This window comes from Segatella hominis (assembly GCF_004535825.1).
Lineage (GTDB): Bacteria > Bacteroidota > Bacteroidia > Bacteroidales > Bacteroidaceae > Prevotella > Prevotella hominis.
Map to the genome: position 1 here is coordinate 33,467 of NZ_SGVY01000021.1, position 17,661 is coordinate 51,127.

13 protein-coding genes are annotated in these 17,661 nt (G+C 41.4%); all 13 read right to left on the reverse strand.

What is annotated here, in order from left to right:
• Window positions 1–121: 121 nt before the first annotated feature.
• Window positions 122–313, reverse strand: a complete 192-nt coding sequence (locus tag EXN75_RS09140) for a hypothetical protein (RefSeq protein WP_134843567.1) — start codon at window positions 311–313, stop codon at window positions 122–124.
• Between the two features lie 15 nt (window positions 314–328).
• On the reverse strand, window positions 329–3,577 hold the full coding sequence (locus EXN75_RS09145) for a hypothetical protein (RefSeq protein ID WP_134843568.1): 3,249 nt from the start codon (window positions 3,575–3,577) through the stop codon (window positions 329–331).
• 564 nt (window positions 3,578–4,141) lie between these two features.
• Entirely contained in the window at window positions 4,142–4,348 is a 207-nt protein-coding gene (locus tag EXN75_RS09150; protein ID WP_134843569.1) for a hypothetical protein, read from the reverse strand.
• Window positions 4,349–4,384: 36 nt separating this feature from the next.
• Window positions 4,385–7,102, reverse strand: coding sequence for a hypothetical protein (locus tag EXN75_RS09155; protein ID WP_134843570.1), 2,718 nt, complete (start codon window positions 7,100–7,102; stop codon window positions 4,385–4,387).
• 843 nt (window positions 7,103–7,945) lie between these two features.
• Window positions 7,946–8,143, reverse strand: coding sequence for a hypothetical protein (locus EXN75_RS09160; RefSeq protein ID WP_134843571.1), 198 nt, complete (start codon window positions 8,141–8,143; stop codon window positions 7,946–7,948).
• Between the two features lie 40 nt (window positions 8,144–8,183).
• Complete coding sequence (locus EXN75_RS09165; protein ID WP_134843572.1) at window positions 8,184–10,355, reverse strand: starch-binding protein; 2,172 nt, start codon at window positions 10,353–10,355, stop codon at window positions 8,184–8,186.
• 563 nt (window positions 10,356–10,918) lie between these two features.
• A complete protein-coding gene (locus tag EXN75_RS09170; RefSeq protein ID WP_134843573.1) occupies window positions 10,919–12,562 on the reverse strand; it encodes an NAD(P)/FAD-dependent oxidoreductase in 1,644 nt (547 codons plus the stop codon).
• A gap of 24 nt (window positions 12,563–12,586) precedes the next feature.
• Window positions 12,587–13,126: a phosphodiesterase gene (gene yfcE, locus EXN75_RS09175; protein WP_134843574.1), complete on the reverse strand. Its 540-nt coding sequence runs from the start codon at window positions 13,124–13,126 to the stop codon at window positions 12,587–12,589.
• A 197-nt stretch (window positions 13,127–13,323) separates the two neighbouring features.
• On the reverse strand, window positions 13,324–14,598 hold the full coding sequence (gene nqrF / locus EXN75_RS09180) for an NADH:ubiquinone reductase (Na(+)-transporting) subunit F (RefSeq protein WP_134843575.1): 1,275 nt from the start codon (window positions 14,596–14,598) through the stop codon (window positions 13,324–13,326).
• 18 nt (window positions 14,599–14,616) lie between these two features.
• Window positions 14,617–15,240 (reverse strand): NADH:ubiquinone reductase (Na(+)-transporting) subunit E, encoded by a 624-nt coding sequence (gene nqrE / locus EXN75_RS09185; RefSeq protein WP_118118865.1) that lies wholly within the window; start codon window positions 15,238–15,240, stop codon window positions 14,617–14,619.
• A 1-nt stretch (window position 15,241) separates the two neighbouring features.
• Entirely contained in the window at window positions 15,242–15,868 is a 627-nt protein-coding gene (locus EXN75_RS09190) for an NADH:ubiquinone reductase (Na(+)-transporting) subunit D (protein WP_118118863.1), read from the reverse strand.
• 12 nt (window positions 15,869–15,880) lie between these two features.
• Window positions 15,881–16,483: an FMN-binding protein gene (locus EXN75_RS09195; protein ID WP_118118861.1), complete on the reverse strand. Its 603-nt coding sequence runs from the start codon at window positions 16,481–16,483 to the stop codon at window positions 15,881–15,883.
• Window positions 16,484–16,501: 18 nt separating this feature from the next.
• Window positions 16,502–17,659, reverse strand: coding sequence for an NADH:ubiquinone reductase (Na(+)-transporting) subunit B (locus EXN75_RS09200; protein WP_118118859.1), 1,158 nt, complete (start codon window positions 17,657–17,659; stop codon window positions 16,502–16,504).
• Window positions 17,660–17,661: the final 2 nt, after the last annotated feature.

A 17,661-nucleotide genomic window follows, 5' to 3' on the forward strand; every position in this document is an offset into this window, starting at 1 on the left:
CGAAAAACGAGGATTGCATCCCTGCAATCCTCGCCTAACTTTAGTAAAAGATGATTAATAAAAGTTTGTTATATAAACTCTGTATATTTTTGTTTCAAACTCATTTCATCTGATTTTTCACTTAATCCCAGAGCGACTTGCTGCTGGAATTAGATTCTGACTCATCCTCCTCATCGAAATCGTAATCCCAAGAAGAGAAGTTGTTTTCCTTGGAGAAACCATAATCAATTTGTCCACTTTCTGATGCTGCAAGAAGCGACTCATTACTTATACGACGAACCAACATTGTTGGTCTAATATATATATTCTTCATGACTAATGCATTTTATTATTTAACAATAACCTTCTTACCATTGTGGATATAAATACCTTTCACAGGATAAGCAACCTCAACACCTTGCAGGTTATAGTATTTGTTATCATTCAAAACTTCTGTCTCCAACTCTTTAATACCAGTCGTTTCATTACCTTCAATTAAATCATCAAAGACCATAGCCATATTTGCAAACTTAGCAGGAGACTCACCCTCATACTGTTCGTGATATTGATTTTCAAGCAACTGACCATTGAAATCAAGATAACCATAAGTAGCACCAACGCCATTACCAACTTCTGCATTTGCAGGAATACTCAAATAAGCCCTATTTGCTCCAGATTTACCATTTGATGTCAATCGGAAGAAACCAAGATAATCAGACTGAGTATCTGCTGTTCCAAGGCTATTATGATATTTAGTGCGATAGTAATTAGACAAGCCGAAATAACGATAAGTTATGTTACCAGACTTATCAACATACGCATTTCCTAAATTATCAACAGCTTGAACAGTTGGAACAAGATAGTTATTCCACTTGTCACCATGCTGAATATATGTATCAGCATTTCTCCAAAGTGAACATGAATCAGTAGGAGCAATTTCAGAGTCCTCTGTTCTTTCCAACAAAGAGAAAGCTAATTGATCGTTTTCATTATATGTACCTTCAGGAGCCACACCAATCAAAACAACACCTACATTAGCAGGAATATAATTCAATCGACGCAGATGAACCGTTCCTTTAGCATAAATATTATCAACCTTTCCTGGTTCTGTCTCCTCAGCAGGCTTATCATATCTATAAACCTCATAGATCTTAACGTTGTCATTATCAGGATTCATTGCCTTATTATTGCTATAAGTGCGGATAAACTGACCATTGCAATATGTAAGGATTACATCATTAGATTCTGAACCAGTGATGGTATAACCATATGCCTTTTTAAAATAATTACCACCATCAGTAGATACAGAACGGATATAAAAACGGATAGTCCACTGACCTGCTGGACGATTGAATATCATATCAGCAAATGTTCCTTCTCCATTTCTATTTTTCTCAGTTCCTTTTATTGTACGACCTAAGTTATTAGGGTCAGTAATAGAAGCCTCATGTCCTTGCTGAGTTTTATCCTTATAAGAAATACGAGCTTGATCTGCAGGATCTGTAGATTCCTCACCCCAGTTGATTTCCCAACTTCCATTAGCCAAGAAACGGAACTTATTGTCAGCACTTTCTCCCTTTTCGGTTCTGAAAGAGTATTCCCAACAGTCCAAAGTCTTATTATAGGTCATATTCTTAGCATCTTTTAATTTCCAAGAACCAACGACACCATTACCTACAATTTGAATAGAAGTAATAGGAATTTCGCCATTTACACGTTTTACCTCACCAGCTATACCATGACAAGTACTTGTGTTATTTCTTTCGTAATTTTGATTTCCTGCAGATGGATTATATTCCAAATACAAAGATTGTGTTGAAGGAAAATAAAAACCCTCCGCTTTGTTAGGGAATACATTCGTATATTTCATCTTTTCATCCTCATCTGTGATATGACCAGTATTCGTAGTAATATCCAAACCACCATTACCTTGGAAATACAACTTTTTTGTTGTCTTCAATATATGAGTATTATTATCATCATTATATACCTGAATATTACCTACAACAAAACAATGTTGTTTAGCTTCCAGATAAACATTACCGAAAAATTTGTTATCTGTTGTACCATTGTCTTTCTTAATTGCATAACAAGGATGAGCTACTGCATCAGCATCCTCAGTTGGATCAACCATGAAATAAGCCATACGTTGGGTCTTATCAAAATCAACCGTCCACTTTGTAGGAATGCCAGTCTCATCAACAGCTATAGTAACCTTATAGATACCATCACCTGTAAGTTCACGATCAGTAAAAGTAAAACAATTACTTCCTTCAACCAAATTTCCTCTTACAGTCTTATCATCAGCTGTAGGATTGTCTATACCGATATTACCATTCTTTGTAGGACCATAACATTTACCATCAGATGCCAAAACCTGTGCTTTTACAGTAAGAGTAGTAGGAATATCAAAAGAAAGAGTTCCATCACCATTATCAATAAAACGGAAATATTTCTTATCATAATTGATGGCGTCACCATCCTCTGTAAAGAAGTTACCAACCAAATAATAGTTACCATCAGCAATACCCTTCTCCTTTGCAACAACTTTCATCTTACCATCCTTTGTTACAGAAAGATAATAGATAAGACCAGCCTTCAAAGTCAAGGCATTTTTTCCTTCTGTTGTGAAGGCAATACCTGATGTGGTTCCAGCTTCAGAAATAGTTTGAGCAGTAGCCAAACCATATTTTGCACCATTAATAGTAAGAGTAATTGTAGCATCTTTAGAAGTATCGCCACACAAATCAAGAGTGTACTTTCCGTTAGAGCCTGCTACCTCAGTTTCTGCATTAAACAATTTAATTTCCTTAGTAACAACAGCCTCTTCTGGAACAACAGAGAGTTTACGAGTATATGAATTATCTGTTGAATTATACGTCTCTGTTAAAGTAAATGTATAATTATTTCCTTTAGTAACTTTACAAAACCAATAATTATCATACATCGAAACACCAGATGCATCTTTTTGATTATTGTATGCTACAGCATCAGAAGTTGAAGTAAGCTCTTTTCTCTTTGTTTTAGCATCAACATTTGGACACAAAGCTGCTCCAGATGTATAACTAGTATTTACTCTAAAACGAAATTCACCATCTTGAGCGGCAGTGAAGGTATAAGTGTACTTACCATCACCATCATTTTTAAAACTAGAAGGTTCGCTAGTCCATGAACCATTTCCATATCCACCTATCAATGTATATGTATAAGGATCGGTCTTCTCAAAATCAGACAGAGAGGTTCCATTGAGACTCGTAGAGGTATAAACATAATTATCTTTGACCTCCAGACCTTTTTTATTTTTTCCTGGATACTGCTTAACATCATTTTTTCCGGGCTCTTTAAAGATTACATATTTGTACTTGGAATCAAACGTACATTTCCATAATTTCACACCGTTAGAGGTGGTAAATTCAGAACCTGCTGGCGCATCACTCCAACTCGAGTTTTTGTCTGCGTCACTATTATATGCATACGCACACACAGGTGTTGTCCAACCAGGACATTGGAAATAGACAGTGACATCGGCTGCCTTTCCCGTTTGCGATATGGACAATAAAGCCCAAACCGCCATTAAAAACATAAAAAATCTTTTCATCTTTTATTTAGTTAAGTTATTATTTATATGTTGTTCTAAGCTTCTATTGGCAGGTAGATGACCTTGTACTTTTCAGTTAGGTAATCATCACTTCTTTTAGGAACTTATACGTCATTTTTAACTTTGTCTATTTTTTTAAGATGAACATGCTTTTAGCAAAATCCACTACTTAGTCAGAAACTTTTATTAAACTAACTTTTATCTCGGTAAAGTTAGAAAAAATATCTAAAACCTGTTCACTTTCACCACATATTTCTACACTTATTGCTGTGCAATCGATTGCACAATCAGCATTTTTTAGCCAATTCCCTTTGTCATTTCAAATAAAATAGCCCTTTATTCTGCTTAATATCACCCAACAGCTGACCGTTGTAATCCAAATCCGTATCAGTCAGACGAAGGTAAGCGTAAGTGGCAGGAACTAAACCTTCTGCACTATAAAACGAAAAACGAGGATTGCATCCCTGCAACCCTCGTCTAACTTTAGTAAAAGATGATTAATAAAAGTTTGTTATATAAACTCTGTATATTTTTGTTTCAAACTCATTTCATCTGAATTTTCACTTAATCCCAGAGCGATTTTCTTCTGGAATTAGATTCTGAATTATCCTCCTCATCGAAACCGTAATCCCAAGAAGAGAAGTCGTTTTCCTTGGAGCAAGCTCCACCTTGTTCATCTGGCCCAAAATTAACTCCAGTTCCAGCCAACAGTTGAGACTTCTCAACTGCAAAACTTACTGAAACATTCGGTTGTATATATTTCTTTTTCATTTTATTCTTTGCTTACTTGTTCTACAATACTTATAGTTACTTAACCACGAACTTTCTGCCGTTGTGGATATAGATACCACCTGCTGTAGGCTTCTCTACCTGCTGACCACTCAGGGTGTAGTATTTGCCATCGTTCAACTTAGTGCTCTGATTTACCACCTCGTTGATACCTGTTGTACCGCCAACATTATCAAAGTCAAATATGACTCCAGGAACCTTCTTCGCACTGCCAACAGCAGGTCCAAAGTCATCATAACTTGTACCAAGACGATTCATTGTTGCTGCTTTTTCCTTAGCTATTGGCAAATAACTACTATTACTTAAGTATGGCTTGCTACCTTTAGAAATCCAGAATCCAAGAAGATATTCATCTGCTCCATAATTAATTTTATCACCTGTAGCAATCTGGGCATTATAGTATCCAAAGAGATAATTGTAATTATCCGCGTCAGATGAAGGAATCACACGTGAAACAAGAATTGGCTTCAAGAAGTTTTGATCCTTATATTCTACATCATCTTTATACTGCTCCATAGGAATTACCAAATTATTGTAGGATGTAAAATCTTCACGAGATTTGAATTTAGCTCCAGGTATCTTAGAAGCAGCCTCACTCGTTGTTGCAAGAATCACACCAGTATTAGCAGGAATCACATGGTCATCACCACCAGATACATATCCATTAATATTCTTTAGAGTCATCTTAACATCACCAGATTTATCATCTGTGATGCTACTAACCACAAAGATATCAACCTTATCAGAAATCTTCCATGACTTTTGTGCACTCCATGTTCTCATATACCTATAGCCACCCAAATTAGTTATATTTTGCTTGTTGGTTTCAGAACCATAAACCACGTCCCCTAAATCGTGTAACTCCATATCCCTATTTGCAGTAATGGTGTAATAATAGTCAGTCTTTGGATCATTACCATCACTATAGGTATGGAAGTAAAGACGTACGGTCCAGCGACCTGCAGGACGGTTCCAAATGATGTTCCAACTATTATAATCTTCACTGGTAGGGTCACCCTTTTCAGTATAATCTACTTTGTTAGGATCATTGACATCTGCGGTATGACCAGGAGCGCTTTCTGAATCATAAGGATACTTAGCCATCTCATTTTTATCAGTATTAGTATTCTCATACCAAGTAATTTTTTCATCATGGTTACCTACAAATCTGAATGGTTTTCCATAAGCATCGCTAGTAGTAACGACTCTCGCCTTATAACACTGCTCAGTTTCATCATAAACCATATCTGCAGCATTAGATTTGTAATTCCATGATTTATCCGCATTTAATGTACCAGGAATAGCATCACCAACCAAAGATACAGAGGTAAGCACTGCACGGTCAGTACGCAGAATAAGTTCACCAATGAAACCAAAGTGATTATTATCCTTACACCTATTATCATCACCTTTGGAAGGATTATACTCAACAATCTGTACACCAAAATTACGTTTATTAATCTTTACAGGAGCCTCATTTGGAAGAACCTCGTTTTCAGGATCTTTACCTATATACTCAAGTCCACCATTACCCAACATGAAAAGTTTATTAGTCGTTGGACAACTAATAGCATGAAGTTCAGGATTGAAGGCTCCATAAGATTTCGCCCATTCAGTATATAGTTTATCTCTTACATAATTAGAAATTACATAGTACGAACGATTTGCTGCGAGATTGACTGTAGCAAAGAACTTATTACTAAATTGCGGATCATCCTTTTTGTAAGTATCATAAAGAGGCATAACAGTGGCATCAGGAGCATCGCTAATGAAGTAAGCCACACGCTTCTTTGCTTGATGCGTAATCATCCACTTAGCTGGCTCATGAGTTGTCTTGTCTACAGCAATATATACTTCGTACAATCCATCAGAATACTCATCAGGCCTCTTATTACGAGTAACAAAATTCCAATAGTTGTTATCCTCTGAAAATTTTACCGTTCCATTCAAAGTTTCCCAATTAGTAGACTTAGCCTCTGTTGAAGGATAAGTCTCACTAATGCCACAAGCAGAAGTAGGACCAAATACCTTTACTGCTTTTCCAGTCTCATCGACATACATTACCTGCGCATGAGCAGTAAGAGAAGCAGGTATCTCAACCATATATACATCATATGGAGTGGTTGCAGCTTCACTAATTGATTGATCATTCTGCTGCTGGAACTTGAATACAGCATCGTCATAATTTATCTTATCTTTTTCATCAAAGGTAAAGAAGTTACCAGCGAGATAGAAACCCTGAGTATAAACATGATCTTTGAGACGATTAGTTGTCACAGTATTCCAATCAACGGTTGTGCTACCGCCACCACCTTCAGTGCCACCTGATTCAGGAGCATCATACTTAATCTGGTTGGTTTCATAATTATAAGTAATGGTATAAGAAGTCTTACCTGAAGTAGGAACTATCTTCAGGGCATTAGATGTACCTTCAAAAATCTGCTGATAAGTACCTGTCAGAACCAAGTCTGATGAGGATCCATTTCCTGGTCCATACTCTTTTCCTTCTTTGACAATACGGAACCAAATAGCCTGTGTACCAGAAGGCACATTATCCAATTTACAAGTATAAATTTTACCATCTGTTGTGTTAAATTTGAAATTGTCATTTTCAGTCCAATTACCAGGTTGTAAATAATGACTAACTGCTTTAACTTCGGCGAAAGCCATCATTTTCAGTGGTATGCTCATTAAGAAGCATAACACCATCATCATTAGTGTAAATCTTTTTTTCATAATTATATAGCTTTAAACCATTTTTTTTACAAGGGGATTATTTTTCAAATTCAAACAGAGTTTCTTGGTCACCTTAGAGGTATAAACATGATTATCATTATCCTTGACCTCAAATCCGTTACTCGGACATTGGAAATAGACAGTCAAATCGGCTGCCTTTACCGTTTGCGATATGGACAATAATGCCCAAACCGCCATTAAAAACGTAAAAAATCTTTTCATCTTTTATTTAGTTAAGTCATTATTTATATGTTGTTCTAAGCTTCTATGAGCGCGAGTAGATGACCTTAAAACTATTCAGTTAGTTAATCATCACTTCTTTTAGGAACTTATACGTCATTTTTAACTTTATCTATTTTTTTAAGATGAACATGCTTTTAGCAAAATCCACTACTTAGTCAGAAACTTTTATTATACTAACTTTTATCAAGGCAAAATTAGAAAAAATATCTAAAATCCGTTAACTTTCTCCCCATATTTATACACTTATTGTGTGCAATCGATTGCACAATCGGCATTTTTTAGCCTTTTTCCTTTGTTATTCCGAATAAAATGATTAGCTCTGCAAAAGCAAATAGGCTGATAAGGTATTATCACCAGAAACTTAAAAGTACAAAACAAGGCAGAATAGATATTAACCAAAGTGGTTGTATAGCCATTAAGGGTTATATCCCTGAAACAGAATCCTTTATGATTGATATTCCCAACAAAGAGATGAAGAAAGCGTTGACGTGGTAAGAAAGACTTTAAAGTATAAAAACAAGAAGAAGTTTAAAATAAAGGGTGTGTCAAAGCTCATGACACACCCTTCCTTTTACTTAAAACACCTAACTCAAAAACTATTTATTCTTCCCAAACTGAAAAGCCCTTTTCCCAAGCATTCTCATCTAATTCCTGAGCGTCATCGAAGAAAAAATCATTTTTCTTTGACATGAAGTCGTCCTTGATCTGTGAGCCCTCTGGTCCCGATACAGCCAAAATAGCTGTTTTCAATCGGGAAGAACTTAATTCAGTGACTGGTTTTATATATTGTTTCATCATACTCTATATTTTAAAATCATTCATAAGAAATTCAAACACACTACTTGAGAACCACCTTCTTGCCCTGGTGAATGAAAATTCCCTTGGCTGGATGAGCAACCTTGACGCCTTGCAAAGTATAGTATGCATCATCAGTATTTCTCTCATTTACCTTTATCTCTGAAATACCAGTAGTTTCATTCGCATCATCAAACCACAAAACCAACTTCGCAGGTGCGGTATTGTCATCCAAATTGCTATTAATATCGCCCACAAACTGGCAATCGTGATTCAGCTGATCTGTCTTCAAAGCCAGGAATGCATGTCCTGGTTTAACATTACCCTCAGCACGGAAGAAACCCGCATAGTTTGAAAGTTGAGACTTGACTGCCTCATCCTGCAATCCCTTATAGTACTTCGTATTATACAGATAATTCAAAGCAAAATGACGACAGCTATAGTGATAATAGTTTTTATCATCTACTGTGTATTCACCATTTTCAATGTTCTTACCATATACAGCTTCAACCAAGTCGTTGCGGAAAGTCTCATTAGGGTAGCTATTCTTCCACCAATTCTCTTCGACCTCAGTAAGCAAACCACTATCGTCGGCATCAGTAAGAACCTCAAAGGTTTCACTACCACTGGCAGGAACTTGATCGGCTACGAGCAAGACACCCTGATCGTGAGGAATATATTTGAGGCTGCGCAACACTACCCTACCTTCAGGCTGGCCAGTCTGTCCTGCAGTTGTTTCCTCAAATTTCTGAGCAGTATAAGCTCTATAACCATCCTTCAACTTCAGGTTAAACGCACTACTATAAGTACGAAGTTTATCGCGGAATGAGATAACCTGATCGTCAACGAACTCAATACGATAAGTACTTGTGGTCGTATTCAAACGAACGATATAATAGTTTCTTGCATCATCAGCCTGAGGATTTAACGACTGCGAACCGTTACATCTGGAATCATTGTCTCCTCTGTAACCGGAAACAAATACGGAACCTGTTGTCGCAGTACCATCCTTCTGATCCTGTACCTGAGGTCTTACTACCAGATTCCATTTTTCGTGATCGGTATATAAAGCATCAGCAACCTTAGAACCAAATACACGACTGGCATCATCCATCAATGATTTTGGCGCAAAAGACATATACAAGTCTCCGAAGGATCCATTATTTTTTTTGACCACCTTACTATATACAATACTATCTACAACATTGTTGTCCTTTTGATTAAGATAGATATTCTTTACCATTTTATTAGCTTCTGTAGCCTCATAGGAATATGAAGTATTTGCTACATTACCTAACATATAGAAATCTTCCAAGTCAGCATTCTTCTTTGCGGTAGCATTCTTATATCCAGGATATAATGAAGCATACAATTCATCTATTGACTTATTGGTATATAAAGACAACGAATGAGCTTCGGCACCATAAGAAACATTTGGCTCACCTTTATGATGCTTTATTTTATCACCCAAATTCAAACCAAGTGTATAAGATACTCCAGAACCCTTCACAATAACAATTGCATTGGAAGAAGAAGCTGCAGTTGTAGGATCCAGATAGGCTCCTGTAACATATCCTGTCAAATTGGTATTAAGAGCCAAATTCCATGAACTGCCAAGTGTATTATCTATCAGTGGGCGATACTGTAAAGAATGATTGTTCTTTCCTCGCACATACACACGTACCAGATCTCCTTTTTTACCAGGAAGCAGTTCATCCTTAATACCTACAGAAAACTGTTCTAAAGAATATGGATTGGATTCACGCAATCGTGAGGCAGAAAGAGCTCTAATTAATTGCTTACCACCACACTCTGCTACCATCTCAAACTCAGTATCTGCAAGGAGGCCATTTGTGGTGTAATATCCGTTGTTTACAACTTTCCAACCAGGCCGGTTATTTCCCGGGCACTGATTGCTTCCCTTATCATTAAAGATAACTTTCACATCAGAAGCAGATACTGTACCCGTATCAAAAGTCCAAGTTGCAATTTTGTTTCCATCGACAGTTTTTATATCATTAGAAACACTTTCATCGCTACCCCAAGCACCCAAATAAGCCATAGAACTTGCACCTTCTCCGCTATATGCATAAGCACATGCATTAGCCCAGGTATTTGGCACATAGAAGTGCAATGTTACGTTTTCTGCCATTGCTTGCTGCATCATAGGAGTCATTCCCCCAAATGCCATTAGGAAAAGTAAAAATCGTTTCATCTTTTATATAAGTTTTAAAAGTTTACGTTATGTTCTAACTCGTTCTTTAGAGTTATATACAAACACATTCTTAGATAAGTTTACAGGGGCAAAGTTACTAAGAATCTACAAACTTTCTTTTCCTGATGGCTCACTTTTTGCCTTTTTTGTTATGCAAACGTTTGCATCTCTTTCCATGCAAATTGCATAAAAATAACATAAAATCGGCGCATTTTCCCTCAAAATATGGGAAATGCGCCGATTTTATGCTATTAGCACTATGCTTTAAATTCAATATGGTCTTGTGAAGGATAGCGAAAAGAAGATCTTTATTTGGAAGAGGCAAATTTTACGTTTGTAAATTTGGCGACTCTGCCTGGCCGATAATTATCACAAACGGGAATTTTATCGAAATCTGGGAACTTCTTACAAAACTCCTCATAAGTCCAATAACCGACTTTAACTTGTTTCTTTTCCATCATTTATCGCTTTAATTTGTTCAACATGTTGCATGATTTAAACATCACGCTGCAAAGTTAGAAAAAAGAATTGAAAACCGCAAGCTTTTATTTGATTATTTTAAATCACAGCTGCTCCATATACTGCGCACACATTTCGGCACAGCGTTCTCCATCCACACCTGCGGAAACGATGCCACCAGCATAGCCGGCTCCCTCACCACAAGGGAAGAGACCCTGGATGCGGACATGCTGCAAGGTTTCACGGTCGCGAACGATGCGGACCGGGGAAGAGGTGCGAGTCTCCGTTGCTATCAGTATCGCCTCATTGGTCAGAAATCCATGCGCATTCTTGCCGAATGTCTTGAATCCTTCCTGCAGACGCTTGCTCACAAATGACGGCATCCAGAAATGAAGCGGACTGGATACCAGACCCGGCGCATAACTGCTCTTAGGCAGGTCGTAACTCAAACGGTTGTTCACGAAGTCGGCCATGCGCTGAGATGGCGCCGTCTGCTTCATGTTGCCCTGCTGCCAGCACTGTTTCTCCAATATCTCCTGGAAATACATCATTTGGAGGGAAGAGTGAGGAGTGAAGAGTGAAGAATCCTCCTGTCTGCGAAGTTCGATTTCCTCCAACACTGCCTGATGATCCTTCACAAATGGCGCTACATCTTCAGGATGCGTCTCCACCACCATGCCCGAATTGCTCCATGCCGTACCGCGGTTGCTCGGACTCATACCGTTGACCACAAGCTGTTCCGGACCCGTAGCTGCAGGAATCACAAAACCGCCCGGACACATACAGAAACTATATACACCCCTGCCATCCACCTGGGTAACAAAACTGTATTCGGCTGCAGGGAGATACTTGCCACGACCGTTCTTGTTGTGATACTGTATCTGGTCGATGATCTGGGAAGGATGCTCCAGACGGACACCCACGGCAATGCCCTTCGCCTCAATCTCTATCTTGGAAGAAGCGAGATAACGATACACGTCACGGGCACTATGACCGGTAGCCAAGATCACAGGACCACGATAGTTTTCCTCCGCACCCGTCTGCAGGTTGACAGCCTCCACACCTATCACCTTGTCGCCCTCCAAGACGAAGCGGGTCATCTTGGTCTGGAAATGCACCTCACCACCACATTGGAGAATGGTATTGCGCATATTCTCGATGACACGCGGCAACTTGTCGGTACCGATATGCGGATGGGCATCAGCTAAGATATTTGTATTGGCTCCATGCTGACAGAACACATTCAGTATCTTATCCACACTACCACGTTTCTTGCTGCGGGTATAAAGTTTGCCGTCACTATAGGCACCTGCGCCACCCTCACCAAAACAGTAGTTGCTCTCGCCATCCACCTTCTGGGTCTTGGTGATATTACTGAGGTCTTTCTTGCGCTCACGCACATCCTTGCCACGCTCCAAAACCACCGGTCTGTAACCCAATTCGATGAGTTTGAGGGAAGCAAAGAGACCGCCAGGTCCCTCTCCCACCACGATGACACGAGGCTTACTGCTCACGTCGGGATATTCCGTATGGACATACTGGTCGTCCTGCGGAAACTCATTGATATAGGCACGCACCTTGAGATTGACAAAGATGGTGCGCTGGCGGGCATCGATGCTTCTCTTGAGCACCCTCACCTGGTTGAGTGTTCTCACATCCAACCCCTTTTCCTTGGCGAGATAGCGCTTGATGCCTTCCTCGCTCGCTGCCTGTTCTGGCAGAATTCTGATTTGATATTCCTCGATCATATTATTAGGATTTCCTTTTTTTGATTACACCTCCATGGTTGCCATGACTTCCAATGTATCCAAATTGTACATGGTGAACTTACCGTCCTCTAAGGTGGCGATGGTAGGAGGATTGCCGCCCTTAGGGAAGGTGATGCTGCCCGTATTGCAGATGGCACGGTCGGAATGCGACAATTCCCAGAGATGAGAATGACCATAGATGATGGCATCATAAGGTCCCTTAGGCATATTCTCCTTATTATATATATGTCCGTGGGTCAGCAGGTATCGCTTGCCGTTATCCACGAGCAGGGCGTAGGTTTCCATGATAGGGAAATCGAGCAGCATCTGATCGACTTCTGCATCACAGTTGCCACGTACGGCGATAATTTGGTCTGCCAGACCATTGAGACGCTCCACGATGCCCTTAGGGTCGATGCCCTCCGGAATGCGGTTGCGGGGACCATAGTTGATGATGTCACCCATGATGCACATCATATCACACTTCTGAGCCTCATAGAAGTCGAGTGCCCGTTCTAATGCTGGCAAACAGCCATGTATATCCGAAAATAAGAGGTATTTCATATTTCTTCTTTCCTTTTGATTTCTATTATTTTGATACGATTCTGTCACTGTTGATCCATTGTGACGGATAACATGATGCAAAATTAGGAAAAAAACGACAAACTGCCAAGATTTATAGTCAAGAAGTCTGTTAACAATACAAAAAAAGCCGTTGGGCATCATGAGGCTACTCATGAGCTCAACGGCTTTTATTATCTTTATCCGAAGTTATCATACATGATGCTCTCAGGATCCACACCGAGAGAATCCAGATAATCGGTTACGGTCTTGATCAACATTGGAGGTCCGCAGAGATAGTACTCGCAATCCTCTGGTGCCTCGTGATCCTTCAAGTAGGTATCACGGATGCAGTTAACAGCAAAGCCCTCGTAGTACTTCACGCCCTGAGCATCTGCCACTGGGTCCTTGCGGTCCAATGAAAGATGGAAGTGGAAGTTAGGGAATTCCTTCTCAAGCTCCCAGAAGTCCTCCAGGAAGAACGCCTCACCCAACGCACGAGCACCATAGAAGAAGTGCAACTCACGGTCGGTAGTATGCAATGTCTTGGTCATGTGCATAATCTGCGCACGCAATGGAGCCATACCGGCACCACCACCAATCCAGATCATCTCCTTGCCAGAAGTGAAGTTAGGATGGAAGTCACCGTAAGGACCACTCATCATTACCTTGTCGCCTGGCTTCAATGAGAAGATGTAAGAAGAAGCGATACCTGTTGGTACGTTCTGGAATCCTACCTGTGGACGTGGCAAGAATGGAGTTGTAGCGATACGAACAGTCAAGGTGATGATGTCACCCTCGTCAGGATAGTTCGCCATAGAGTAAGCACGAATGGTAGGCTCTGGGTTGTGAGCCTTGAGAGAGAAGATGTTGAACTTCTTCCATGCTCCGATGTACTCCTCGCCAATGAGATCCTTGTCGAAGTCCTTGTCGTAATCGATGCAGTCGTATGCAGGAATCTTGATCTGAGCGTAAGAACCCGGAACGAAGTCCATGTGCTCGCCTGGAGGCAGAGCCACCTTGAACTCCTTGATGAAGCTGGAAACGTTCTTGTTGGAGATCACCTCGCACTCCCACTCTTTCACGCCCATCACACTCTCAGGCACCTTGATCTTCAGGTCGCCCTTCACCTTGCACTGGCATCCCAGGCGCCAGTGGTCCTTGATCTGCTTGCGGGTGAAGTGAGGCTTCTCAGAATCGAGAATCTCGCCGCCGCCTTCGAGCACCTGAACCTTACACTGGCCACAACTTGCCTTACCGCCGCAGGCAGAAGGCAGGAAGATGCCGTTCTCATTCAGCGTAGTCATCAAACTGCTGCCCTGAGGCACGTTGATGGTCTTATCGCCATTGATTTCGATATTTACATTTCCGCTTGGGCTGAGATACTTCTTAGCCACGAGCAGAATGATAACCAGCAGGAGAATCACTACGAGGAAAACTCCGATACTAGCCAATATAAATGATGTATTACCCATATCTATAGTCCTCCTTTTTTAGATTTTCAAGCCTGAGAAGCAAAGCATAGCCATTGCCATGAGGCCTACTGTGATAAATGTGATGCCGAGTCCCTGCAATGGCTTTGGCACGTCGCAATACTGCATCTTCTCACGGATGGCACCCATCAAGACGATGGCGAGTGTCCAACCGAGACCGGAACCTACTGCATATACAATGCTATCCCATACTGAGGTGATAGCCTGAGTATTGGTAGGATCCATCAGGATGCGCTGCTGCATGAAGAGTGATGCACCCATGATGGCACAGTTTACGGCAATCAATGGCAGGAAGATACCCAAAGCTGCATAGAGCGATGGAGAGAACTTCTCTACAACCATCTCGACCAACTGCACGATACCGGCGATGACTGCGATGAAGAGGATGAAACTCAGATAAGTGAGATCCACACCTAAGATTCCGTCAGCGCTGAGCACCTTGGTCTGCAGGAGATAATCTACTGGTACGGTGATGAGCAACACGAAGGTTACTGCAAGACCCAATCCCAAAGAGGTCTTCACGTTCTTAGATACTGCCAAGTATGAACACATACCCAAGAAGTAGGCGAAGATCATGTTATCGACGAAAATCGAACGGAAAAACAAACTTATTGCGTGCTCCATCTTACTTTTCCTCCTTATAAATATAGGCACGATGTACCCAGATTACACATCCAACGAGAATCAGCGCCATCGCTGGCATCGTCATCATACCGTTGTTAACATATCCGAAATCGTAAGCTCCCTCTGGAATCAGCTGGAAACCGAGCAATGAGCCACGGCCTAAAAGCTCACGTACTGCACCCACAATCACGAGGATGAGGGCGTAACCCAAACCATTACCTACACCATCGAGGAATGAAGGCCAAGGCTTGTTCATCATGGCAAATGCCTCCAAACGACCCATCAGGATACAGTTGGTGATGATCAGACCTACATACACGGAGAGCTGCACGCTCACATCGTAGGCGAAAGCCTTCAATACCTGGCTCACGATGGTAACCAAGGCAGCAACTACCACCAGCTGAACGATGATACGGATGCGCTGAGGGATGGTGTTGCGGATGATGGAAATAATCACATTAGAGAATGCCGTGATGATCGTAACGGCAAGTCCCATCACAATGGCTGGCTTCAACTGTGAAGTAACAGCCAAGGCACTACAGATACCAAGCACCTGGACGAGGACAGGGTTGTCACCGTTCAATGGCTTGATGAATGCCTCCTTATTTTGTTTACTAAATAATGCCATAATATCGCTTAATTATTTAATGAATTTAGCAAGACCTTCCTTGAGCATAGCATCCACACCATCGGATGTCAATGTAGCACCTGTCACGGCATCCACATTGTTTGGGTCGCCTGCTGGAGCGTCTTTCTCAACGCCGAGCGCGATGCCCTGTACGCCATCCTTGTGAATCTTCTTGCCCTGGAACTTCTGCTGCCACTTCAGGTTGTCCTTGATTTCAGCACCGAGTCCGGCTGTCTCGCCTTCGTGGTTAAAATATACGCCATAGATGGTGTTGTTGTCGGCATCTACGGCAATGAAGCCTGAGATACCACCCCAGAGACCCATACCCTTTACAGAATATACAGTCTTCTTCTGACCATCAATCTCGCACTCGTAATACTTCATGCCGTCCTTCTCCTTCTCAGCCTTTACCACCTCTTTATATTTGGCAGCCGCAGTTGCATTGTCGAGGTCGCGGAGGTTGAGTGAGTTCAGAATCTGCTTCTGAGTATCCAGTGCCACGTTAGCATCCTGTGTTGCCTTCAATGAAGAAGACACGAATGCGAGCAGGAATGCTACGATTACCACGATGATAACCGAATAGATAATAGTATAGCTATTTGAATTTGTCTTCATATCTACATTCCTCCTACATTATTTAATTGCACGTTTAGCACGGCGAGAGATGTTGCTCTGTACTACACAGTAGTCGATGAGTGGAGCAAACATATTGCCGAAGAAGATAGCGAGCATCATACCCTCTGGATAACCTGGGTTCATCACGCGTACGATAACGGCGATGGCACCGATGAAGAATCCGTAGAAGTACTTTCCCTTTTCTGTACGGGCAGAGGTTACAGGGTCGGTAGCCATGAATACGGCACCGAAGCAGAAACCACCGAGAACGATGTGCTCATACCAAGCGATAGGTGTCATACCGAGCGCCTGGAAGATGAGGGCCATCACGATACCGCCTGCGAATACAGAACCCATGGTCTTCCAAGATGCGATACCTGTCCAGAGAAGGATAATGGCACCGATGGCAATGGCGATGACAGATGTCTCACCGATACAGCCCGGGATGAAACCTGTGATGGCGTCGCAGAGATTAGCGGTAGGTGTAATGTTCTGAGCCAACTGTCCGAGCGGAGTAGCCGCTGTGAATCCGTCTGGCAAGGTATTGCCGAGACCGAAGATGGCATCCTTGGCAATCCAAACCTTATCACCACTCATAGCCAATGGATATGAGAAGAAGAGGAACATACGGGCACCTACAGCCACATTGAAGATGTTCATACCTGTACCACCGAAGATTTCCTTGCAGAAGATAACTGCGAAGGCGCAAGCCAAGGCAAGCATCCAGAGCGGTGTAGTGATAGGAATGATCAATGGGATGATGATACCGCTGACGAGATAACCCTCCTGGATTTCCTCGTGCTTCCACTGAGCCCAGGCAAACTCGATGCCGAGACCCACGATGTAGCTAACCAGCAACTTAGGGAGGACAGCTAAGAATCCGAAGCCGAAGACCTCGATGAAGCTGGCAGTATCCAATGTACCGGCAGCCTTGAAATTCTGGTATCCCACATTATACATACCGAAGAGCAATGCAGGAATCAGGGCGATTACCACAAAGCTCATGATGCGCTTCGAGTCGATAGAGTCGTGAATATTAGCTCCGCTCTTCGCTGTCGTGTTAGGCACGTACAGGAAACTCTCGAAACCATCGAAGACACTCTCGAAGGCATGAAGCTTACCTCCCTCCTGGAAGTTAGGCTTTATCTTATTGAGATAATTTCTTAATGCACTCATTT